The organism is Methylobacterium sp. Leaf123 (assembly GCF_001423405.1).
Taxonomy (GTDB): domain Bacteria; phylum Pseudomonadota; class Alphaproteobacteria; order Rhizobiales; family Beijerinckiaceae; genus Methylobacterium.
Genome location: NZ_LMNS01000005.1, coordinates 1 through 22,181 on the forward strand (window position 1 = coordinate 1; position 22,181 = coordinate 22,181).

Annotated in this window: 16 protein-coding genes and 2 pseudogenes; 7 read left to right on the plus strand and 11 right to left on the minus strand. The window is 67.6% G+C overall.

Annotation, left to right across the window (positions count from 1 at the left end):
* Positions 1-163: 163 nt before the first annotated feature.
* Complete coding sequence (locus tag ASF53_RS26400) at positions 164-343, minus strand: hypothetical protein (RefSeq protein WP_286134172.1); 180 nt, start codon at positions 341-343, stop codon at positions 164-166.
* Between the two features lie 232 nt (positions 344-575).
* On the opposite strand from ASF53_RS26400, the gene ASF53_RS06275 reads away from it, so the two are divergent.
* Both ASF53_RS06275 and ASF53_RS06280 read left to right on the plus strand, forming a co-directional pair.
* Entirely contained in the window at positions 576-1,280 is a 705-nt protein-coding gene (locus ASF53_RS06275; RefSeq protein ID WP_056195988.1) for a sigma-70 family RNA polymerase sigma factor, read from the plus strand.
* Between the two features lie 240 nt (positions 1,281-1,520).
* On the plus strand, positions 1,521-1,730 hold the full coding sequence (locus ASF53_RS06280; RefSeq protein WP_056195594.1) for a hypothetical protein: 210 nt from the start codon (positions 1,521-1,523) through the stop codon (positions 1,728-1,730).
* A gap of 61 nt (positions 1,731-1,791) precedes the next feature.
* Here the strand turns inward: ASF53_RS06280 and ASF53_RS06285 are convergent, their stop codons facing one another.
* Positions 1,792-2,088 (minus strand): helix-turn-helix domain-containing protein, encoded by a 297-nt coding sequence (locus ASF53_RS06285; RefSeq protein WP_056195597.1) that lies wholly within the window; start codon positions 2,086-2,088, stop codon positions 1,792-1,794.
* A 359-nt stretch (positions 2,089-2,447) separates the two neighbouring features.
* Between ASF53_RS06285 and ASF53_RS06290 the strand changes: the two genes are divergently transcribed.
* The 3 genes from ASF53_RS06290 (at position 2,448) to ASF53_RS06300 (ending at position 9,536) form a co-directional block, all read left to right on the plus strand.
* The gene (locus ASF53_RS06290; RefSeq protein ID WP_056195601.1) at positions 2,448-4,211 is read left to right on the plus strand and encodes a type I secretion system permease/ATPase; all 1,764 of its coding nucleotides are present in this window, start codon (positions 2,448-2,450) and stop codon (positions 4,209-4,211) included.
* Positions 4,212-4,220: 9 nt separating this feature from the next.
* A complete protein-coding gene (locus ASF53_RS06295; protein ID WP_056195991.1) occupies positions 4,221-5,597 on the plus strand; it encodes an HlyD family type I secretion periplasmic adaptor subunit in 1,377 nt (458 codons plus the stop codon).
* 78 nt (positions 5,598-5,675) lie between these two features.
* Positions 5,676-9,536: a hypothetical protein gene (locus ASF53_RS06300; RefSeq protein WP_056195994.1), complete on the plus strand. Its 3,861-nt coding sequence runs from the start codon at positions 5,676-5,678 to the stop codon at positions 9,534-9,536.
* A gap of 96 nt (positions 9,537-9,632) precedes the next feature.
* On the opposite strand, the gene ASF53_RS06305 is transcribed toward ASF53_RS06300, so the two are convergent.
* Positions 9,633-10,154, minus strand: a complete 522-nt coding sequence (locus ASF53_RS06305) for a cytochrome P460 family protein (protein ID WP_056195604.1) — start codon at positions 10,152-10,154, stop codon at positions 9,633-9,635.
* Complete coding sequence (locus ASF53_RS06310) at positions 10,138-11,163, minus strand: alpha/beta fold hydrolase (protein ID WP_056195997.1); 1,026 nt, start codon at positions 11,161-11,163, stop codon at positions 10,138-10,140. Before ASF53_RS06310 ends, ASF53_RS06305 begins: the two co-directional genes overlap by 17 nt.
* A gap of 378 nt (positions 11,164-11,541) precedes the next feature.
* On the opposite strand from ASF53_RS06310, the gene ASF53_RS06315 reads away from it, so the two are divergent.
* Positions 11,542-13,143, plus strand: coding sequence for an ABC-F family ATP-binding cassette domain-containing protein (locus tag ASF53_RS06315; protein WP_056195607.1), 1,602 nt, complete (start codon positions 11,542-11,544; stop codon positions 13,141-13,143).
* 29 nt (positions 13,144-13,172) lie between these two features.
* On the opposite strand, the gene ASF53_RS06320 is transcribed toward ASF53_RS06315, so the two are convergent.
* Together ASF53_RS06320 and ASF53_RS06325 are read right to left on the minus strand one after the other, a co-directional pair.
* Complete coding sequence (locus tag ASF53_RS06320; protein WP_056195609.1) at positions 13,173-14,474, minus strand: HAMP domain-containing sensor histidine kinase; 1,302 nt, start codon at positions 14,472-14,474, stop codon at positions 13,173-13,175.
* Complete coding sequence (locus ASF53_RS06325) at positions 14,471-15,214, minus strand: response regulator (RefSeq protein ID WP_056195612.1); 744 nt, start codon at positions 15,212-15,214, stop codon at positions 14,471-14,473. Before ASF53_RS06325 ends, ASF53_RS06320 begins: the two co-directional genes overlap by 4 nt.
* Before the next feature lie 257 nt (positions 15,215-15,471).
* Between ASF53_RS06325 and ASF53_RS06330 the strand changes: the two genes are divergently transcribed.
* On the plus strand, positions 15,472-17,346 hold the full coding sequence (locus ASF53_RS06330; RefSeq protein WP_286134174.1) for a redoxin domain-containing protein: 1,875 nt from the start codon (positions 15,472-15,474) through the stop codon (positions 17,344-17,346).
* Position 17,347: 1 nt separating this feature from the next.
* Here ASF53_RS06330 and ASF53_RS24750 read toward each other — a convergent pair.
* The 5 genes and pseudogenes from ASF53_RS24750 to ASF53_RS06350 all read right to left on the minus strand — a co-directional run.
* Positions 17,348-17,572, minus strand: a pseudogene (locus ASF53_RS24750) (transposase); the annotation flags it as partial.
* 291 nt (positions 17,573-17,863) lie between these two features.
* Positions 17,864-19,888 (minus strand): family 2A encapsulin nanocompartment cargo protein cysteine desulfurase, encoded by a 2,025-nt coding sequence (locus tag ASF53_RS06335; RefSeq protein WP_056195615.1) that lies wholly within the window; start codon positions 19,886-19,888, stop codon positions 17,864-17,866.
* A complete protein-coding gene (locus ASF53_RS06340) occupies positions 19,875-21,023 on the minus strand; it encodes a family 2B encapsulin nanocompartment shell protein (RefSeq protein WP_286134175.1) in 1,149 nt (382 codons plus the stop codon). The genes ASF53_RS06335 and ASF53_RS06340 overlap by 14 nt, the downstream gene beginning before the upstream one ends.
* Positions 21,024-21,189: 166 nt before the next feature.
* Positions 21,190-21,732 carry a cupin domain-containing protein gene (locus ASF53_RS06345; RefSeq protein WP_056196000.1) on the minus strand — a complete coding sequence of 181 codons (543 nt, stop codon included), beginning with the start codon at positions 21,730-21,732 and terminating at the stop codon, positions 21,190-21,192.
* Positions 21,733-21,758: 26 nt separating this feature from the next.
* Positions 21,759-22,127: pseudogene (locus tag ASF53_RS06350) on the minus strand (type 2 periplasmic-binding domain-containing protein); the annotation flags it as partial.
* Positions 22,128-22,181: the final 54 nt, after the last annotated feature.

The following is a 22,181-nucleotide window of genomic DNA, read 5'->3' on the forward strand; positions in this document are numbered from 1 at the left end:
GCACGGTTATGCTGCCGGCGAGTGGTCGGGGTCCACATGGCACGTCCAGATCAGGCTTCAGCACCCTTCTGGAATCACCGCCATCCCGGCCACTCAACCCCGGCCAGACATTATCGGACGGGCTCTAAGCTGGGCGAACTTGCAAGCAGATCGCGGTTCCGACTCAGGCGACTCGCCCCGGCGGCTGCGGCCCGCTTGGCGTCTGGATGGCAGGCACATTGTCGTAGCAAGCGAGTTCTGCGCCGCAGAGCGCCAGCATGGCGCGGAGGTCCTCGACGCAAGCCTCTGCCTCTGCCAGCGTGAGCAGGCCGCCGCGCCAGTGGGCGGTACCCGACGTGGCCACGGCGACAATCGCAAACCGGCCGTCCGGGCAGTCGACGATTCTGTACGTCACCGGGCGTGCCATCACCTCGACCGCGCAATCTCTCAAGACAGATCAAAACGTACCCCCAAACGCATCCGCGGAATGGATCGATCCCCCAACTCCGCGAGTTAGAGGTTCACTGTACGGCGGAGAAAGCTGGTTCGGGCACGCCTCTGCCGCTCGCGCCGAGAAGGGACATGGGTTGATCGACATGTTGATTGCAGGCGGACTCGGTCCGGTTTGCTCGGACCGGAATTGGGAAGCAGGCGCTGCCAAACTGCCCTTGGCCGTGCAGAAGCACATCGGGGCGCAGTTGCAGGCGACCTATCTCGACGTCGTCACCTCAGAGTCGCCGCAGCATTTGCGCGATCTCACCCGGGCTCTGGAGCGCACCCTTACGATTCTGGCCGGTGAGCGCGACGCCGCCTTTCGTGCGGGGCTCACGGCAACGCTCCCGGCCCTGCAGGCATTCGCGCAGTCGCTCGCTGGAAGTCCAGCGCGGGCCGACGATCTCGTACAGGAGACGGTGCTGAAAGCGTGGGCCAATCAGGCCCGCTTCGTTCCAGGTACGAATCTGAAAGCGTGGCTTTTCACCATCCTGCGCAATCACTTTTACACCGAGCGACGCAAGCACAGGCGTGAAGTGGAGGACGTAGACGGGGCTATGGCGGGCCAACTGGTCGCCTTGGCGGCGCAGGAGCACGGCTCAGACCTTCAGGTCGTGATGTCCTACATCGCGCAACTCCCTGCTCCCCAACGTGAAGCGCTGCTTCTCGTCGGTGCGCAAGGCCTGACATACGAAGCGGCCGCGGAGGTCATGGGCTGCCAGACCGGGACCGTGAAGAGCCGGGTCAGCCGCGCGCGCTCCTACTTGATGGAGCGGCTGAGCATGCCTTCCACCAAAGTGCCGGCCTGAACTCTATTTTGCTCCGATTATAACAGTTCGATGCAATTGCCGCAGAGATGCGCAGTCCGCTTCAATCACCATGAGAACCAGCTCGCGATTAGAGTGGGTTCAGGGCATTCCTCGGATGATTTTTGGCCACGCCTCGTTTCGATTGGATGGATACAGTGAACTCCATAGCTTGAACGGCACGGATGGCCGACGCATGACAGGGGCGTTCTTCGCTTCCAGCCACCGCTCTCCCTCGTGCCCATGCCCCGCCGCGCGTCGTATCGAATCATCGAACGCCCTGATGGCCGGTTCGACATCGCCGTGACGTTGGCCGGCGGCGGCACGCATTTCCGAGAAGGTTTATCGACGCCGGCGGAAGTGGAAACCGCTCTGGCGATGCTCCGCGACTTGATGACAGCCTGTGGTGCCGTCCTCGTCGAAGCGGAGACGCTCAACCTTGCTGCCGAATAGCAGCGGACGGCCTGCTTCCTGCGGGCTTCTTGGCAGGAATTGAGGCCGTATCGACGCTCGGTCAGTCGCTGAAGAGGATGTCGAAGGTCAGCGGATCGTAGAAGCGCATCAGGCTCTTCACGAAGTCTTTCGCATCCACTCCGAGGGCATCGGCCCAGAGCCGGTACCGGTCCGGAGGCACACGGCCGCGCCCCGTCTCAAGCTGTGAGATGAAGGTGTAGTATTCGGCGCCGACCAGCGAAGCCAACTGTCTCTGTGACAGACCCTGCTTTTCCCGCAGTTCCTTCAGGAATCGGCCGCCTTCGCGGCGCAGTTCCTGCACCTCCTCGGAGCCGAGACGTTGCTGATGAACATACAAAAGTAAGGCTCCCGCCAGCGCCCGGATGCGCGAGCGCCGAATGGTACAGTGATCCCCATATGGCGCTCGGACAGCCGATGTCCAGTTCGCGGTGCGTTCGATTTTCGACGGTCTTCGCGGCGCTTCTTGGAATACAATAAGCCTGCGCTAAGATTCATGAGCCGGCGCGTGATGATGCGGGCCAGGGAAGCGAACGCGATGCGGCGGCACGAGCCAGATTTTTCCAAGAATGGGTCCCGGCCAACGGCATCGGTTTTCCCATCCCTGTTCCGCGGTCCGGCGCCATGGGGCCGGCATCCGCAGGCGGACGGCTTGGCCGCACGATCCCGAATACCTGAACCGGCCCGCCGGGAGATGCCATGAGCGACCGTGGGGCCGAGTCCGTCTTGAAGGATGGGCTGCGGGCGATCCGACCCGTTCTGGTGACGGTGTTCGTCTTCGCCTTCTTCACGAACCTGCTTCTGTTCGCCGGTCCCCTGTACATGCTGCAGGTCTACGATCGCGTTCTCCTGAGCCGGAACGAGGCGACGCTTCTGGGCATCACGGGGATCGCGGCCTTCGCACTCGCCGTCTATGCCGTCCTCGAAATGCTTCGTTCGCGCCTGTTGGTGCGGGGTGGGATGATCTTCGATCGCAAGGTTGCCGGCCCGGTCTTCGAGATCGTTCACAGAGCCGCCTTGCTCAAGCCCCGGGCCGGACACGAAACGACCCTTCGCGATGTCGATGTCCTGCGTGAGTTCCTCACGGGCGGCGCGATCCTGGCGTTCTGCGACCTGCCCTGGGCCTCGCTGTTCCTGATTGCGTGCTTCATCCTCCATCCGTGGTTCGGCTGGATGGCGTTGCTCGGGGGCGGCACGCTCCTGGGGCTGACGCTCCTCACCGATCTCACGACCCGGCGGCCCCTCGATGTGGCGAGCCAAGCCGCCCGAGAGGCGGGCGAGCAGGCCCGCGCAACCGTCCGAGGGGGCGAGGTCCTGCGCGCCATGTGCATGCTCGGCGCCTTGCGGTCCCGGTGGCGGCGGCGTCACGACGAGGCGATCCGGCTACAGGCCCGGGCGAGCGACCGCGCCGGCCTCATCGCGGCGGCGACGAAGTTCACGCGCATGTTCCTGCAGACGATGGTTCTCGGTGTCGGCGCCTACCTCGCCATCCATGGCGCGATCTCGGCCGGCTCGATGATCGCGGCCTCGATCATCATGGGCCGAACGCTGGCGCCGATCGAGGCGGTGGTCGGACATTGGAAGAGCTTCACGGCGGCCCGGCGCAGCTATGCCCGGCTGGCGGACATCGTGGGGCGCATCGGCCTCGAACCGCAGCGCGTGATGCTGCCGCGTCCGCGCGGTCTGATCGAGACCGAGAGCTTGGTCGTCGCGGCGCCGGGCTCGTCGACGGCTATTCTCCACGATGTGAGCGTGCGGCTGGAGCCCGGCAGCGTCGTCGGGATCATCGGCCCGAGTGCGGCCGGGAAATCGACCCTGGTCCGCGCGATCACCGGCGTCTGGCCCATCACCTCCGGAGCGGTGCGCATCGACGGAGCCGACCTCCGGCACTGGGACCCGCAGGCGCTGGGTCGGCATCTCGGATACCTGCCGCAGGACGTTGAATTGTTCGACGGCACGGTGGCGCAGAACATCGCGCGCTTCGACACCCAGGACGACGCCGCCATCGTCTCGGTGGCGCAACGCGCGGGCTGCCACGACCTGATCCAAGCTCTGCCCGACGGCTACAACACCCGGATCGGATCCGGCGGGCACGGCCTCTCCGGCGGCCAGCGGCAGCGCATCGCCCTGGCGCGGGCAATGTACGGGGATCCGAGCTTGGTCGTCCTCGACGAGCCGAATGCCAGTCTCGACCAAGCCGGTGAGGCCGCGCTGATGCGGGCGGTGGCGGACCTCCGAGAGCGCGGGACGACGGTCGTGATCGTCACGCACAAGGTGAGTCTGCTGGCGGGAGCCGATCAGATCCTGATGCTGGAGGGCGGAACGCTGCGCGCATCGGGCCCGGCGGATCAGGTTCTCGCTCAGGTCTCCGGTCCCCGTCCGGTTCCGGCGCTGGTCGCGACTGGCGGCCGACCCCTGCCCGAGACCGAGAGGGCGCCCGACATTCAACGCAGCGCGGGCTGAGCCATGACGATGCCTCCTGCGTCGATCCCGAACACGCCTTCCGCCGCTTCCGCGTCGTCGCTGGGGCAGGGTGGAACGGGCGTCGAGGATGGCGCGGCCTCTCCAATCGCGTGGCAGCGCTACGCAATTGCCGGCTATGCGCTCATCATCGCGGCCTTCGGTGTCGCCGGCGCCTGGGCGGCCAATGTCCGCCTGGATCGCGCCGTCGTTAGCACCGGCGTCATCGTCGCGGAGAGCAGCCGCAAGGTCGTCCAGCACTTCGAGGGTGGTATGGTCCAGGCGGTGCTGGTGAAGGATGGGCAGACGGTTCGCTCCGGCGACGTCCTTCTGCGCATCGATCCGGTACAGTCCCAGGCGAGTGCGGACCTGTTCCGAAACCAGCTCGACGCCGCTCTCGTCCTCGAGGCGCGGCTGCGGGCGGAGCAGGCGCAGTCCGATGACCTGCAACTGCCCGCCGACATCGCCGCGCGGCGCAACGAGCCCGTTCTCGCACGCATGATCGGCGATCAGGCGGGTCAGTTGGCCGAACGGAGAACGACGCTGAAGGGCCAACTCGCCCTCATCGAGGCCAAAGTCACCCAACTGAGGACGGAGATCTCCGGCCTTGCCGTCGAGAAGTCCTCGGTCGAGCAGCAGGTCGGCTTCATCCGACAGGAATTGGAGGGTCTGCGCAGCCTGCACGAGCGGAATCTGATCCCTCTGTCGCGCCTCCTCGTGATGGAGCGGGAGCGTACACGGCTGGAGGGCGTGATCGGGCGCTCCGTGGCGGAAAGGGCGAAGGCCGAGAACGCCATCAGCGAGGCCGGGCTGCAGGTGACCCAGATGAAACAGAAGCTTCAGGAGGCGGTCACTGGCCAGCTTCTTGAGACGCGGCAGCGTATCGGCGAGCTTCGGGAGAAGCTTGTCGTCGCGCAGGATGTGTTCCGCCGGCACGAAATCCGCGCCTCCCATGACGGCGTCATCCAGGCGCTCAAGGTCTTTGCGATCGGGCAGGTCGTCCGCTCGGGCGAGCCGCTGATGGAGATCGTCCCAACGGCGGACCGGCTCGTGGTCAACGTACAATTTTCACCCAACGACCTCGAAGCCGTCCATGCCGGCATGCGGGCCGAGATCAAGTTTCCGACCTTTCAGGCCCGCCGGACGCCCGCGGTCTTCGGAACGCTCACGGTGGTGTCGCGCGATCGTCTGGTCGACGAGGGCACGAAGCAGGCCTATTTCGCCGGCACCGTGGAGATCGACGAACACCAGCTTCCAGCCGACGTCAGACACCGCCTTCTCGCGGGCTTGCCGGCGGAGGTGGTGGTCTCGGCCGGGGAGCGCACGGCCCTGGAATATCTGTTTGCGCCCTTCTTCGACGCGATGGGACGCGCCTTCCATGAACGCTAGCACCGCGCCCGGTCGCGCTGCCAGGGAAGGCGACGCTCTCCGCCAAGGGATGCAACGCGCCGACACGGTGAGATGCCGATGAGCACAGTCATTCCCTTCTTCCGTCCGGCATCGGCGAGGCAAGGCAACTGGTCGCAGCAGGAGCTGGCCGAATTCTATCGCGTCGAGGCGGCTCTCCTGCGTGCCGGGTTCAGCATCGCGAGCGATCACGGCCTCAGCGACGAGGGTGAGCCGTGGTTCGTCTTCTGCCGGCCGGACGGCGACGCGATCATTCACTTCGCCAAGATCGACGGCAGCTATCTCATCGCCTCGGAAGCTCTGGATCGGCCCGTACGCGGCACGGATTTCCGGACCCTGATCGACCAGATCGCTCGACTGCATCCGCACCTGCTCCCGATCCCGGCGACAGGGACGGGAACGACGCTCGTGGTTCATCCGGCCGCACTGCTCGCGGCTCTGGTGGCGGCGGCCGCCATGAGTCTGTCCTCCGAGGATGCTCATGCGGGTCCGCTCGTGGCGGGGGGCGAAAGCGAGTTTTCGCCCCCGATCTCCCATGAAAGCGGGTCCGCGCAGGACCATCCGCAGCCGAAGACCAGTGGCGGGTCCGGTGATCGGAACACCGATCGCAAGCAGCTGGAAGCCATCATCCTCTCCGCGATGATCTTGGCAGCCGAGGCTATAGCGGTCGATCACCGCGCCGTAAGCGCGGAGCTAAATCTCGACTTCGCGGACGGGGCGGGCAACGCCTCGATTCTCACCGCGCAGGGCGACGCAGCGCTGGCGCCGGGCACCGCGTTCGGCCCCGGCCGCGGGAGCGTGCCGGCTCAGCCGGCCGTTCTGACGGCGCAGGGAAGCGGCGCGAATCCCGATGCTCGTCCTCAAGCCACTGCCGACACGATTGCCGCAGCGAGCCGGGTCGATCCGGCTCCTGTGGCGCGGACTGAATCCCCGGGTGAGGCGCCGAAGTCACCAGCCACGCAGAACCAGCCGCTGGCGCCGAGATTTGGCAGCGATGTCGCGCTGACCGGCACATCGGCCGAGGCATCCGCCGCCAAATCCAGCGGCCAACAGGCGTCGACGTCGGGTCGCAGCGAGAGTGCAGCGCCCGCATCGGACGAGCCGGGGTCGGCCTCCAGTGATCAGCGCGCCGGTTCCGCATCGGCCTCGATCCCCGAGCCCGGCTCCCACGCTCGTTCTGCACCGGCCGCATCGCCTGATTCGGCCGACGCCGGAAGCGGACTTGCCCGACCGGCCTGGGGCAATGCCGCGCCCCAGACTGTGACGAACCGGGTACCGTCCCCCGAAGCCTCGCGTGATGCCGACGATCGGGGCCACAGCCGGCCCGCTGAGGCTGCGCTCGGGAACAATCCGAAGGTCGATCCGACAGAGCTTGCCAACGGTCGCGTCGAGGGCGTGGGCCGGGATCGAGAATCCCCGGCCAAGGCTGGTTCCGAGACCCATCCGACAGGGGAGCAGGCCGCCCCCGGTCACAGCCAGCCCGAGGGCGCCGGTCGAGGCCGGGGCGGTCCGGCCGAAACAGCCGCCGGGAGTAGCCCGCAGGCCGAACGTGGCGCCGAGAGTGGCAGGCAAGCCACCAGCGTTGCGGCGGCCCAGAGCGAACAGGTTGAAACCGCGACCGGGAACACGCCACAGGCCGGGCAGGCCCGCCCCGGTCAAAGTTTCGTCGACAGCACCGGCCAGGACCGCGACTCGCCTGGGATGGCGGCCGTCGGACACAGCTCGAAGGCCGAGCAGGTTGGACCCGGTCAGGGCCAAACCAGCCCTCAAGGCCAGGATCAGGGCGCGCCGGCTGCGGCCTCTCATGAAATGCCGGCCGCGCAAACGAGCCCCACGAACGGCCACGTGAGCACCATCGGTCCGGGCCGCGCTTCATCGCCTGAGGGGGCGAGCGGGAACAACCCGCAGACTGTGCCGGCCAGCGGTGGCAATGGCCACGCCAACGGCGTCGCTCGGCAAGACGCCGCACCGGCTCAGGCCGAAGCTGCGAAGAGCCCACCAGTCGAGTCGAGCAGCCGTGGCAATTCCGGTGCCGCTGCTCAAGAGCGGGGCCCGCAGGCTGAGCCTGCGACGGGGAGTAATCCGCCGAGCGCGCAGACCGGCCGCGGTCATGACCCATCCAACATTGTCGCTCGGGACGAAACCGTGCTGGCGCAGGCCGAGACGAGGAACAGCCCACCGGTCGAGCAATCCGGCCGTGACAACGGCAACACGCGCGCCGTGGCTCAGGACCGGGGCACGCAAGCCGAGACTGCGGAGGCACAGAACCTGCCGATCGTGCGGACCGGCCCAAGTGAAGGCCCTGCTGGCGTCTCCAGTCCGGGAAGCGCCCGGGCCGAGGTTGTGATCGGCGATCCTCCCGAGGTTCAACCGGTTGGTCGCGCCAGCGGCCAGGAGAATGCCAACAATCAAGGTTCACAGCGGCCGCCCGAGGCCGCTTCTGGAAATGATCCGCAAATCGAGCCGACCGGCAGCAAAAACGGCCAGGGTGATGGCGGCAACTCGAAGGCCGAGTTTGTCGCGCACCGTGAGCCGGGTGCAGACGCGCCGAGTGCCGGCCATGGTCGGGCCGCGAGCGACGCCAACGAGCGGGGATCGGCCGCGCAGGCCGAGGCCGTTCTTCCCGGGACCGAGCAGCAGGCCGAGCGCGGCAAGAGTCAAAATTCGGTCCCGGCCGAGCGGGACGACCGGCAAGCGCCGGAAGCGCATGGTCCCGGCGCGACCGATACGACTTCCAGTCACGGTAAGCCAGAGACTCCCGGCGAAACGCGATCCGACGCGGCAACGGCCACGAAGGCTCATGCGCTGCTTGACCCCGATTCCGCTCCCCACGGATCGCAAACGCTCAGCCCGACCGAGCTGCCGGGCGGCGCGCACGAACCGGCCGACCGAGCGGCGCCCGGGCATGCAGCCAAGGCCGATCAGCCGCCCGCGGCGCCGGATGGTCCTGCTCAAGATCTGACATCGTCGCCCTCCGAACACGCACCGGGTCATCCGATCGAGCATGGCTTCGATCAGGCCGCGAACGCGGCTGGCTTGGAACGGACGAACGGGGACGTGTTCGGCTCGAAGGAGCATGGATCCACGCCAAGCGACGTCGCCGTGACGTCGCCATTGAGCGTCCATGCCGGCGGCCCAGGGCTTCCGGCGTGGCATGCGCAGGAAGAGTCGGCGCCGCACGGGCAACGTGCCGATGCGGAGCCTACCATTCCCGCGTCGGCTGCCGGTGACCCCGTCTTGCAGGATCGGGGAAGCGATCGGGCGGAAACAGAAAACCCCCTCGGACACGGCGCTTCACCGGCATCGGACGCTCAAAGTGCGTCACCGATGGATGAGCACGCCCAAGCCGATCCTGACGGGCCGCATGACGGCGCGGGACCCGTCGTCGTTCGCGCCATCCCAGAGGTGGGGCCGCAGGCGACGGTTCACGGCGTGGACGAGAATGACCTGTCCAGCCCGTCCGGAGGTCCTAACCTGACGTCGCCGTCCGCACCGGTTTCGCAGGGGGAGATCGCATCGGCCCATCCCGATCAAGGACAGGTCGATGACGGCCTGTCGTTCGGCGGCCGCACCGACCGGGAAGCGCCCGGACATGCGGCCCCTCCGGTCAAGGCCAACGAGCCGGCCCAGCCGCCTGTGAAGGTCGAAGCCGATTTGGCGGGCGGGCCTTTGCCAAACAGCGAATCCGGCTCCGCGGCGTCCCATGGGGCGTCCGGTCAAGCGAAGCCGGGCCGGCCGAACCCTCCGCCCGCATTGATCGACGCGGACGGTAATCTCGTGTTCCACACGGACGCCCATCAGGATCCGGTGCCATCGGCCCCTCCGCACGGGCCGGATGAGGCAACGACCCATCACACGGTCGGCCTGATCGGGGTCACGGATCAGACGCATCCGGTGCACGACCTATATCACCACACCTAGAGCCGTATCCGACCTGATTGCATCAGGCCGGCGTCTCTGGATGCTTGTCTTGACGCGAATTCTTGCGGACGCACCGGCTACCATGCGGCCGGGACGTCAGCGGGCGTAGCGCGTAAAGACGTAGTCGCGGTCCTTCACGCGGGCCTCGTGACAGGCGAAGCAGGTCTGGTGCTGAGCCTCGTCGGCCGGCTTGCCGTCGACGAAGCGTCCGAATCCCCACCCGCCCGTCTCCGGGTAGCGTTTGGCGTTCTTCACCATCACCTGCACGGTGGTGGCCCGACCCGGCACAGTGGCCGGCTCGAACTCGGGCGAGGGCACGTGTTGCCAAGCGAGCTTCACCAAGACCGTCCCATCGGGAAACGGAAGGGTCCCGCTGGTGTAGGCCTTCACCGCGACGTCGTTGCCGACGACGGCGCGCAACTCGTTGAGCGGCTCCCCCTCCAGAGCAGGGGCGATGAGCTGCCAGGCCCGGTACCCGTCCGGGACGGTGACGCCGAAGATCGGCGAGGCGGGCTTGCCGGCTTCCTGAGCGGTCGCCGTGAGCGCGAGTCCCAGGGCGAGGGCGGCGGCTGGGATCAACAGACGCCGGCGCGGGCGGAGATCAGAAGCCATCGACATCGATCACCGCTTGAGCGAAGGCCTGCGGTGCCTCTTGCGGGAGATTGTGCCCGATGCCGCCGCTGATCAGGCGGTGCTCATAGCGACCCGTGAACTTCTTGGCATAGGTCGCGGGCTCGGGGTGCGGCGCCCCGTTCGCGTCGCCCTCCATGGTGATCGTCGGGACGGCAATGGTCGGGAAGGCAGCCAGTTTGCGCTCGGTCTCGTCGAAACGGGCTTCGCCCTGTGCGAGCTTCAGACGCCAGCGATAGTTGTGGATCGAGATGGCGACGTGGTCGGGGTTCTCGAAGGCCTGGGCCGAACGAGCGAAGGTGTCGTCGCTGAACTGCCATTTGGGTGAGGCAAGCTGCCAGATCAGCCGGGCGAAGTCCTTCGTGTAGCGCGCGTATCCCTCGTGGCCCCGCTCGGTTGCAAAGTAGAACTGGTACCACCATTGCAGCTCGGCGCTGGGCGGCAACGGCATCGCGTTCGCGGCCTGGCTGCCGATCAGGTAGCCGCTGACAGAGACCAAGCCCCTGCAGCGCTCGGGCCAGAGCGCAGCCAAGATGCAGGCGGTGCGCGCGCCCCAATCGTAGCCCGCGACGAGCGCCGTCTTGATCTTGAGCGCGTTCAGGAACTCCAGCGCGTCGTTGGCGAGGGCGGCCTGCTGGCCGTTGCGCGGCGTCGCGTCCGAGAGGAAGCGCGTCGCACCATAGCCGCGCAGGTACGGGATCAGGACACGATAGCCCGCGGCGGCGAGGACCGGAGCGACGTCGACGTAGCTATGGATGTCGTAGGGCCAGCCGTGGAGAAGCAGGACCGGTTGCCCGGTCGGGGGCCCGGCCTCGACGTAGGCGACGTTCAGGTCGCTGGTGACGATCTGCTTCAAAGGCCCGAAGGACGCCTGCGAGACCTCCCTACCGGCTGGCTGCGCGGCTACGGCCGCCGCCGACATGGCCGGTCCGGCCACCAAGAGGGCGCCAGCAGTCATCATCCAGTGCCGACGCGTCAAGTTGCTCTGCTCGGGCATGTCCTGATTCTCCACGATGACGATCACGCTCTGTTGGTGCGGGTGGCGCGATGGATGGAGGCGCGGCGTGTCTCCTCTGTGTGGCTCGGGGCGGCCCCATGTGAGGATCTGTATGACGGGCCGAGGCTCGATACAGATGCTTACAAAGTGCTGGGTCGAGAGATGAGCGTGAGCCTCCGAGGCTCCGCAGGGCTCGTCCCGCGCTGGGGCGGCAGCGTCCGTCCCAGTCATCCCCGGCCCGCTCGGCGTCCGCGTGAAAGAATGGACGCACGGCCCCGGTTGAGGTTATGGGAGCGCCGCCGGATGGAGCCGCGACGCCGATGAGACTGTCCCTGACCGCAATGCCGAACCGCCTTGCCGCCAGGGATCTCTCACCGCATGCCAGCGCATCTCTCCCTTCTGAACATCGCGTGGTCCGCGCCTGACGGGCGCACCGTCCTCTCCGACATCAGCGCCAGCTTCGCGCAGGAGCGAACCGGCATCGTCGGCCGGAACGGCGCCGGGAAAAGCACAATCCTGAACCTCCTGGCCGGGCAGCTGAAGCCGGCAAGCGGCAGCATCATCGTCAAGGGTACGGTGGTGTTGTTGCGCCAGTTCGCGACCATCCCGCCTGACGAGACGATCGCCAATCTATTCGGTGCGACCGCCAAGCTCGCGCTGCTGCGCCGCGCCGAGATCGGCACAGCCACGACCGACGAACTCGCCGAGGCCGACTGGACGCTGGAGGAGCGCCTCACGGCGGCCCTGGACCGGATGGGCGTGCCGGCGAGCCCCGCGACGCTTCTGTGTCGCCTTTCCGGCGGGCAGCGCGCTCGCGCGGCCCTCGCAGCGGCAATGTTTGCAGGACCGGATTTCCTGCTGCTCGACGAACCGACCAACGACCTTGATCGCGAAGGGCGGCACGCCGTGTGCGACGCTCTGCGGAACTGGCGCGGCGGGGCAATCGTGGTCAGCCACGACCGATCCCTGCTCGATGCCATGGACGCCATCGTGGAGATCGGACCCTCCGGGGCGAGCCGCTATCAGGGGAATTTCAACGCGTATCTGGAGGCCAAGGCGGTCCGGATCGCTGCGGCCGAGCACGACCTCGCTGTGGCCGAGAAGCGGACGGCGGACCTTGCACGAAGGACCCAGGAGACGCTCGAACGCCAGCAGCAGCGCGATGCGGCCGGACATCGCCGGGGTGCCCGCGGCGATCTTCCCCGGATCCTCGTCGGCGCCCGCCGGGACAATGCGGAGAAGACGGCGGGCGGCAGCGCACGCGCGGCGGAGCGGCAGAGTGCCGAGGCTCACCACAAGCTCGAGGAGGCCCGCAGCCGAATCGAGGCCGTGAAGGCCGTCTCGATCACGGTCCCATCCTGCGGCCTCCATGCTGCGAAGTCCGTCCTGTCGATCGAGCGGGCGACCGTCGGCCATCGGCCTGGTCAGCCAATCCTGGAGGATGTGTCGCTTTCCGTGACGGGACCGGAGCGCATCGCGATCTCCGGTCGCAACGGAGCGGGAAAGTCGACGCTTCTTGAACTGATCGGAGGTCGCCTCCGCCCCTGGTCGGGGCGGGTGTCGGTCGGCGTCCGCAGTGCATGCCTCGATCAGCGTCTCACCGTCCTCGACCACAGCCAAACCGTGGTGGAGAACTTCGCCCGCCACAATCCGGAGTACGATGCGAACGGATGGCGGGCCGCCCTGGCGCGGTTCCAGTTCAGGTCCGCCGCCGCGGATCGGCCCGTCTCGGCACTGAGCGGAGGGCAGCAGGTTCGAGCCGCCCTGGCCTGCGTGCTCGGCAATGCGGCCCCGCCGCAACTCCTGCTTCTCGACGAGCCGACCAATCACCTCGACCTCGAAGCCGTGGAGGCGGTCGAGGCCGGGCTCGCCTCCTATGACGGCGCTCTTCTGGTCATCAGCCACGACGAGGCTTTTCTCCGCGCGCTACGGATCACGCGGTGGCTCACCCTCGACGATCTCACCGACAGGTCCGGTTGATCGGTCGTGCGAGCCGCGCCAGACCGGCGTCACGAGAGCGTGACGGCCGCCTCTAGGCCGCCCCCCGGGCGGTTGCTGAGCGTCAGCCGTCCGCCGATCGCGGAGGCGAGCTGATCGGCGATGGCGAGGCCAAGTCCGGTGCCTCCGGTCTCACGGCTACGCGATCGCTCAAGCCGGACGAAGGGAAGCAGCACGGCATCGAGCTTGTCCGCGGGGATGCCGGGTCCTCGATCCAGCACCGCGATGCCGATGCTGCCATGGGCGATCCGCAGGTCGAGCTCGGCCCGACCGGCATATCGGATCGCATTGTCGATCAGGTTCGTCAGGATCCGCCGCAGGGCTTGCGGGCGCGTCACGATCGTCACGTCCGGAAGGGTGGCGACCGCAACGTCGCGGCCGGTGTCTTGGTAGTCGAAGACGATGCTCTCGAGGAAGGCGCGCAGATCGAGGCGGGTGGGTGGCTCGACGTCTCCGTGCACGCTGCGAGCGTAGGCAATCCCCTCGCGGACGAGCGCCTCGATCGCCTCGAGATCGCCGAGTATCCGGTCCTGTTCGGGGCCCTCGACGCCTGTCTCCACGCGCAGCCGCATCCGGGTGATCGGGGTCTGAAGGTCGTGGGAGATCGCCGCGAGGATGCGGACGCGCTCGTCGAGGTGCCGAGCCACGCGCTCCTGCATCGCGTTGAGGGCTCGCGCGGCGCGAGCGACCTCATCGGGCCCTGCCTCCGTGAAGCGTGTGGCCGGTCGCCCTGGCTCCAGCGCGTCGGCGGCCTGGGCGAAGCGCGTCAGCGGCCGGACGGCGAGCCGCACGGCGAACCAGACGCATCCGACGAGCACGAGCAGTTGCAGGGCCAGCGCAACGGGCAGCCACGATGCCACGGGCCGCAGGGTCGGCTGGACCGCGATTGTGAGGGCCGAGCCGTCACTCAGGGCGACGTGGCCCTGCAGCCGTACCGGCGGCTCGGACACCGCATCGAACCGGACGGGGAAGCGCGGCTCCAGTGCGGCGCGAATCTCGTCCGCGATCATGGTCAGACGGGACGAGAGCGCCGCACTCCCCGGCGAGCCGGAGTCGAGCGCGAAGCGATAGGTTGGCCTTTCGAGGAGCGGGAGCCATTCGGGCCGCTCAGGGGCCGGCAGGCGATCGAGCAGCGCCACCGCGACGGCGACGTCGCGCTGGAGCGTCGTCAGCATGACGGCGCGCGCCGTCTGGTCCCGCTCGGCTCTCGTGACGACGAACGAGAGCAGCTGAGCACTCAGGAGGCCTGCGAGCAGGATCAGGAACAGGCGGCCCCGCAGGCTGCTCGGCCAAGCCGGAAGCAGCCCCTTCATTTCTCGCGCGCCTGCGCGATGGTGATGGGCATGGCGAAGACATAGCCCTCGCTGCGTACCGTCTTGATATAGGCGGGCTCGCGTGCATCGTCCTTCAGGCGTTGCCGCAGGCGGCTCACGAGCAGGTCGATGGACCGGTCGAATAGCTCGGCCTCACGGCCCTGCGTGAGGTTGAGCAACTGGTCGCGCGACAGGACCCGTTGTGGGTGGTCGAGCAGCACCCGCAGCAGCCGGTATTCCGCGCCGCTGAGGGTGACGACCGTTCCTGTCGCGTCGATCAGGTGACGGGTGGTGGTGTCGAGCTGCCACGTCCCGAAGGCGAGGAGCCGGCCCGCCTCGGTCACTTGGAGGTTGGGAGGCAGCATCCGGGTCCGACGAAGCACGGCCTTGATCCGGGCGAGGAGTTCCCGGGCCGCGAACGGCTTCACCAAATAGTCGTCCGCACCCATCTCCAGGCCGACGATCCGGTCCGTCTCGTCGCTGCGGGCGGTCAGCATCAGGACCGGCGTGGCCTTATGCCGGCCCGAGCGCAGTTCCCGGCACAGGACGAGGCCGTCATCCCCCGGCATCATGATATCGAGCACGATGAGGTCGACCCGGTCGGTATCGAGGAACGCGCGCATCTGCCGCCCGCCCGCGGCCAGCGTCACCCGGAGACCGTTCTTGCCGAGGTAGTTCGATAGCAAGTCTCGGATTTCCCGGTCGTCGTCAACGATCAGGATGTGATCGATATGATCCACGGCCAGCCCCCAAGCGTCCTTAATCGAATAGCGCGATGGGCGCGGGCAGGCGAGCCGGTCTTCGTAACACAGTGTAGTGGCGCGGCGGCCTGTGCCTGGCCCGGCGTGACCGTCGTGCTGGGCTTCCGCGAGCATGGCAGAGTTCCAGAGGGATCTACTCCCTACAGGGCGATACAAGATCGGCAGATCTGCAGACACGGGGGAGACGAGAGGCTGGTGAAGCAACGAGGGACAAAAGGGCGCCGGAGCGAGCCGCCATGACCTTGTACCTTGCTGCCTTCCTCGCCGGGATGCTGACCATCGTCAGTCCCTGCATTCTTCCCATCCTTCCGTTCGTGTTCGCTCGGGCGGATCGATCCTTCGTGTCAAGCACGCTGCCGTTCCTGACCGGGTTGGTCGCAGCCTTCGCGGCTGCGGCGTCGCTCGCGGCCGTCGGCGGCAGCTGGGTCGTGCGTCTGAGCGCGGCGGCCCACATCGCCGCGCTTGTCTTGCTCAGCGTCTTCGCGGTCGCCCTGATGGCGCAGCGCGTCGCAGCGTTGATCTCCGTTCCTTCGGTGTGGCTCGGGGAAGCCCTCGCGCGCCGCATCGATAGACGTGGCTCGACCGGCGTCTTGAGTTCCCTGGGCCTTGGCGCGGCCACTGGCCTGCTCTGGACGCCTTGCGCCGGACCGATCCTCGGCCTCGTGCTGACCGGTGCGGCCCTGAGCGGCCCCAGCCCTGAGACGACAGGTCTCCTCGTGGCTTACGCAGCCGGCGCCGCCACGTCCCTGGCGGCGGCCGTTGTAGCCGGCGGATCGCTCTATGCGCATCTGCGGGGCGGCCTCGCATTCTCGGAGCAAGTGCGCCGAATCGGAGGGGCTGCGATGATCGCTGTGGTTGCCGCGATCGCCGTCGGATTCGACGCGGACCTTCTGGCGTCGCTCCCCTCGCTGCAGGTCACGCGGGTTGAAGCCGCCCTCGGCGCGGCGCTGCACCTCGAACCCGCCCAGCCCGCGCCGGCGGCCGGCCTCTCTCGCAGCAGCCTACCGGTCGAAGGGCGCCTGCCGAGCCTCCAAGGTGCCTCCCATTTGCTCAACGCTGGACCGCCGGCGAACGAGCCGTTCCGGGGCAAGGTGCTGCTCGTCCATGTCTGGACCTATTCCTGCATCAACTGCATCCGCACGCTGCCTTACCTACGGGCCTGGGAGGCGCGCTACCGCGACCAGGGACTGGCGGTGATCGGCGTCCATGCGCCCGAATTCGCTTTCGAGCGCGATATCGACAACGTGAGGAGCGCCGTGCGCCGCTTCGCGCTGCCGTACCCCATCGCCGTCGACAACGATTTCCGCATCTGGCGCGCGCTACGCAACACCTACTGGCCGGCTCTCTACATCGTCGATGCTGAAGGGCGGGTCCGCCGCCATCAATTCGGCGAGGGCGGCGAGGCGCAGTCGGAGGCCGCCATCCAGGACCTCCTGGCGGAGGGGGCAGGGCGGCGCACTGCTGAGGCGAGCGTCACCCTTCCGCAACCCGAAGGCACGGAAATACCCGCCGACCCAGGACAGCTCCGCTCAGGCGAGACCTATCTCGGCGCGGACAAGACGGAGGGTTTCGTCTCGCCCGAAGGGCTCTCCCGCAGGACGCAGACCTACTCGCCCGCTGGGCCGAGGCTCAACCAGTGGTCACTCTCCGGCAACTGGTCGTTCGGCCCGGACGCCGTCCGTCTCGATCGTGAGGGTGGCGGGATCACCTACCGGTTCCGGGCACGCGACCTTCATCTGGTCCTCGGTCCAAGGGCGGACGGACGCCCCGTTCGCTTCCGGGTGGCACTCGCCGGGCAGCCGCCGGGGACGGACCACGGAAGCGACATCACGCCGGACGGCGATGGCATCGTGAGGGAGACGCGGCTCTACCAACTGGTCCGACAATCTAGCCCAGTCGAGGAACGCACTTTCGAGATCCACTTCCAAGATGCAGGCGTGAGAGCCTATGCTTTTTTCGTTCGGATAATCAGCCGTTTTGCCCATTCTTCATCGAGGACCGAGGCTAGGGCCTGTTGTCGTCTGAACGGATCGCGGCGGCTGACGTTTTCTCTTTTGAACGGGGAGACGGGATGCCGTCGGATGCGCAGTGGTCCGAGTTGGAACCGTTGATCGAGCGGATGCGGAGGCCGTAGCCGATGAGCAGCATACGGATCATCAGCTCAAGATCAACCGAGGGGCGGCCCGTGGAGGCGTAGAACGGGGCCAACTCCTGGCGCAGGCCGGTGAGATCGACGAAGCGGTCGATGGAGCGCAGGAAATGGTTGGCGGGACCGTGGGTGTCGAGCGAGAACGCCTAGAACAGAGCACCCTGCTCGACTTGCTGATGTCCCATCATATTCTGCTGCCCGCAGCAGAAAGGAGGCCCATCGATAGATCTCGCCATAATATATCGAAAATACGTAAAAAATACTTCCGTGATAATTTAGATATTTTACAATAGCGTAGCGATCCCATCGTTTTGCCTATCAACCTGTCATTTGCAGAACGCGAACGTGACCATTTCCGTTGGCTATTGAAAACAAAGCGAGCACCGTATCGATGTGCCTTTCATCGTCGCAGATCTACAATAGCGAACGGGCGAGGCTGTCTCGACAGCCCCGCCCGATTGGGCGCTTGAACGCGTAGGTCAGTGCCGCGGCAAGGTGTGCAGCCCGCGTAGGAAGAGGTCGATGTCCTGCCGCGTGTTGTAGAAGGCCAGCGAGGCGCGTACCGACTGATCGACACCGAAGCGGCGCAGCGCCGGCAGGGCGCAGTGGTGGCCGGAGCGTACCGCAATTCCGAGGGAATCGAGGTGGTGGGCGACGGCCTCGTTGCTCAGACCCTCGACCGTGAACGACATGACGCTCGCCTTGTTGAGCGCGGTGCCGATCAGGTGCAGGCCCTTCACATCGGCCAAGCTTTCCTGCGCGTATTCGAGCAGGTCGTGCTCGTAGGCGGCGATCGCCGGCAGGCCGACGCTCTCCAAGTAGTCGAGCGCCGCACCGAGGCCGACCGCGCCCGCGATGTCCGGCGTGCCCGCCTCGAACTTTTCCGGTGCGCCTTTGTAGACGGTCTTCGAGAACGTGACGTCCTCGATCATGTGGCCGCCGCCCTGCCACGGCGGCATCGCCTCCAAGAGGTGCCGCTTCCCATACAGGGCGCCGATGCCGGTCGGCCCGAACACCTTGTGTCCGGAGAAGACCAGGAAATCGGCGTCGAGCGCCTGCACGTCGATCGGGATGTGCGGGGTCGATTGCGCGGCATCGACCAGCACCGGCGCGCCGTAGGCGTGGGCGAGCGCGATGATCTCCCGGATCGGGTTCACCGTGCCGAGCGCGTTGGCGACATGCGTCACCGAGACGAGCTTGGTGCGGCCCGAGAGCAGCGCGGCGTACTGCTCGAAGATGATCTCGCCGCGGTCGTTGACCGGGATCACCCGGATCGTCGCGCCGGTCGCCTGTGCCAGCAATTGCCAGGGCACGATATTGGCGTGGTGCTCGATGGTCGAGACGATGATCTCGTCGCCCGGGCCGATATTCGCCCGGCCGTAGGAGTTGGCGACGAGGTTGATCGCCTCCGTGGTGCCGCGCAGGAAGACGATGTCGTCCTTGCTCGGCGCGTTGAGGAAACGGCGGGTCTTCTCGCGACCGCCCTCGAACAGATCCGTCGAGCGCGCGGCAAGTGTGTGCGCGGCCCGGTGGATGTTCGAGTTATGGCGACCGTAGAACTCAGCTGTGGCGTCGATCACGCTCTGCGGCTTGTGGGTGGTGGCCGCGTTGTCGAGCCAGACGAGCCGATGCCCGTTCACGCTCTGGTGCAGCGCCGGGAAGTCCTTCCGCACGGACTCGACATCGAAGGGGGCGCCGGCCAGAACCGAACCGTGCGAGGTCACCCGCGGGGCGGGCCCCACGTGGCGCGCGGGCTCGACCCGCGGCTGGGCGGCGGCCTTCTTGCCCCTCGCGGGCGGCGGGGCCGGGCTCAGGAAGTAGTAATCGCCCGTGTTGTCGGAGGCGGACCCGCTCGGATGCGGGAGTTGGCCGGCGCGCGAAAAATGCTCCTGCGCGGTGTCTCCGCTGGGCGTGCCGGGATCGCGCGGCACGAGGTGGGGTGCCACCGCGTGGGCGAAGCCTTTGGCGCGGGGATGGTCTGCCGCGATCTGGCGGTGCAGGTCATGACCGCCGGGGATCTGGGCCGCGACCTCAGGCACGGTCGGCACGAAGAACTCCTGCAACCGGCTCTGCGACGCGAGCGGATGCACCGAGGGGATCGCCGACACGTCGAACAGATTCGCGCTCGACGGCGCGGGCGTTGCGCCGACCGGGCTGGCATGGGCCGGACCGGTCAGGCCCGGCAGGCCGACCGGCGGCGCGCCGAAGGAACGCGTGGCGAGCGCCGTCACGTCGGGCTGGAACCCCGTCGGCAGCGCGCCCGCGGGCGCGGACGGGGTGCCGAGCGTGGCGCCGGGCAGCGCGGGCTGCCCGGAACCGGTGGGCAGACTCTCAAGCGCCTGGGAGATTTGAGGCGTCTGCGGCAGGTGGGGCTGGAACGGCGCGCTGGCCGCCTGTCCCTGGCCGTAGGACTCGCGGGCAAGGCGCCCGACGAGATCGGCATGCGCCAGATCGCCCGCGCTGCCGGTCGGAAGACCGAGAGCAGGTGCGTCAGGCGTAGTCATGATAGTTGCCCAGCAGCACGTTATCGAGACGGGCGATCGCATCCTCGACCAGCACGGCGGCCGAGAAGTAGCGGGTCACGAGATGCGAGGCGATGGAGTGGTCGTTGGTGCCCATGTAGCGCACCGACAAGCCGGGCTCGATCTCACCGGTGACGCCCGACTTCTGCAGGCCGACCACGCCCTGCTCGCCCTCGCCGACGCGCAGGAGCAGGATCGAGGTGGTCTGCGCGCCGGTGACCGGATCGGTGTCGATCGGCAGCTTGTCGCTGGGGACCAGCGGCACGCCGCGCCAGGTGATGAAGGGCGCGCCGAACAGGTGAACGACGACCGGTGGCACGCCGCGGCGCGTGGCCTCGCGGCCAAAGGCGGCGATGGCGCGGGGATGGGCCACGAAGAAGGCGGGTTTCTTCCAGACGAGGGTGAGCAGCTCGTCGAGATCGTCCGGGGTCGGCGGTCCCGAACGGGTCGGGATGCGCTGGCGGCCGGCGACCTCGCCGAGCAGGCCGAACTGCGAGTTGTTGAGCAGCTCCCACTCCTCGCGCTCCTTCACGGCATCGACCGTGAGGCGGATCTGCTCGCGCAGCTGGTCGATCTCGTTGGAGTAGAGATCGGTGACGCGGGTGTGGGTGTTGAGGATCGTTTGGATCGTCGAGAGGTGGTACTCGCGCGGATCGATCTCGTAATCGACGAAGGTTGTCGGCAGGCGCGGCTCGCCGGCATGGACTGCCAAGAGTTCGATGCCCTGTTCGCCGTGGGAGTTGGTGTGGCCTTTGAGACGGCCACGCTCCTCCTGGTACTGCCCGATGCGCGAGCGGATACCGTCATCCTCGATCGCCGCGCGGTCGAGGGTCAGCAGCGTCACCGCCGAGAGCGCCTTCACCGCAGGCGCCGGACCGGCCTCGCCGGCGAGAGCGTCGTCGCCGAAATAGTCGCCGCGCGTGGCGAGCCCCTGGCGCAGCCGGCCCTTGTAGGGGCCCGACAGGGTCAATTCGACGGTGCCGTCGGCCACGATCACAAGGCTGCGGCCGGATGAGCCCTCCTCGGCGATGACGTCGCCGGCCTTGTGCTGGCTCTGCGTGCACTTGTCCGCGAGCGCGGCGAGTTCGGCATCGCCCAGGCGGCTGAACAGCGGCACGGCGCGCAGCGATCCAGCCGCCGTCCGGCGGCGAGCGCTCGATTGAGGTCGGTTCGGAGATCGTCGACGCGCTTCAGCCCGACGGCGAAGCGCACATAGCCGCCTGGGGCGCGCTGCTCATCCGGCGTCAGTTGTGAATGGCCGGCAGAACCATCGGCCAACCGCCTCATGGGTGCTTATGGATCGGATCGACCCAGTAGACGGTCTCGGGCCGCTCGGCCGCATCGACATCGGGTAGGTTGACCACCACCGCCTCGTTGTCGGAGCGCACCAGCACGCAATGCAGGGGCGCGTCTGTCGAGGCGTTGATCTCCTGGTGCGGCACGTAGGGCGGCACGAAGATGAAGTCGCCGGGCCCGGCCTCCGCCACGTATTCGAGGCGCTCGCCCCAGCGCATCCGGGCGCGCCCGGAGACGATGTAGATCACGCTCTCCAGCGCGCCGTGATGATGCACGCCGGTCTTGGCGTCGGGTGCGATCGCGACCGTGCCGGCCCAGATCTTCTGCGCGCCGACGCGGGCGGCGTTGACCGCCGCCTGCCGGAACATGCCGGGCGTCTGGGCGGTGTTGGGGTCGAGCCGGTCGCCGGGGATCACCCGCACGCCGTCGTGTTTCCAGCGCGCGGCGGCGCCTTCGTCGTGGTCATGATTGTGAGGCTCATGGTCGTGAGGCTCATGGTCGTGGGTGTGGCCGTCGCCGATGTCGTGCATGTTCACAAAATCCTTTGTCGCCGCGATCACCGCACGACGGCGAGAGCGTCCGAAAACCCAGTATCGAGGATCGCCTCGGCGCGCGGAGCCCGCGCCGCCGGGATCAGCCCGGCCCGCACATAGAGGTCGATGATGCGCTGCTCGTCGGCGATCACGGCCTCATCGATCGGTACGGTGCGATATCGAGCCCGCCCGAACCAGCGCAGAGGCACAGCCTCGGGCAGGCCGATCAGCCGCGACCATGCGGACGCGTAGGGCGCCGGATCGGTCAGCGCCCAGGCTCGGGCCTTGGCGAGGCGGGCGGCGTAGTCGGCGAGCAGGGCGCGCTTGGACTTCAGTGCCGCGTCGCTCGCCACCGCGTAGCTCAGGCCCGGGGTGATGCCGTTGGCCTGCTGCCGGTTTGGTGGACACGGTCCTAAGCTAATTGAGCACGGTTTTCGAACTCGACA

Bases quoted from the DNA above. Each gene is read 5' to 3' on its own strand.
- ASF53_RS06275 (WP_056195988.1), top strand. From the start codon at position 576: ATGTTGATTGCAGGCGGACTCGGTCCGGTTTGCTCGGACCGGAATTGG.
- ASF53_RS06280 (WP_056195594.1), top strand. From the start codon at position 1,521: ATGCCCCGCCGCGCGTCGTATCGAATCATCGAACGCCCTGATGGCCGG.
- ASF53_RS06290 (WP_056195601.1), top strand. From the start codon at position 2,448: ATGAGCGACCGTGGGGCCGAGTCCGTCTTGAAGGATGGGCTGCGGGCG.
- ASF53_RS06295 (WP_056195991.1), top strand. From the start codon at position 4,221: ATGCCTCCTGCGTCGATCCCGAACACGCCTTCCGCCGCTTCCGCGTCG.
- ASF53_RS06300 (WP_056195994.1), top strand. From the start codon at position 5,676: ATGAGCACAGTCATTCCCTTCTTCCGTCCGGCATCGGCGAGGCAAGGC.
- ASF53_RS06305 (WP_056195604.1), bottom strand. From the start codon at position 10,154: ATGTCGATGGCTTCTGATCTCCGCCCGCGCCGGCGTCTGTTGATCCCA.
- ASF53_RS06310 (WP_056195997.1), bottom strand. From the start codon at position 11,163: ATGCCCGAGCAGAGCAACTTGACGCGTCGGCACTGGATGATGACTGCT.
- ASF53_RS06315 (WP_056195607.1), top strand. From the start codon at position 11,542: ATGCCAGCGCATCTCTCCCTTCTGAACATCGCGTGGTCCGCGCCTGAC.
- ASF53_RS06320 (WP_056195609.1), bottom strand. From the start codon at position 14,474: ATGAAGGGGCTGCTTCCGGCTTGGCCGAGCAGCCTGCGGGGCCGCCTG.
- ASF53_RS06330 (WP_286134174.1), top strand. From the start codon at position 15,472: ATGACCTTGTACCTTGCTGCCTTCCTCGCCGGGATGCTGACCATCGTC.
- ASF53_RS06335 (WP_056195615.1), bottom strand. From the start codon at position 19,888: ATGACTACGCCTGACGCACCTGCTCTCGGTCTTCCGACCGGCAGCGCG.
- ASF53_RS06345 (WP_056196000.1), bottom strand. From the start codon at position 21,732: ATGCACGACATCGGCGACGGCCACACCCACGACCATGAGCCTCACGAC.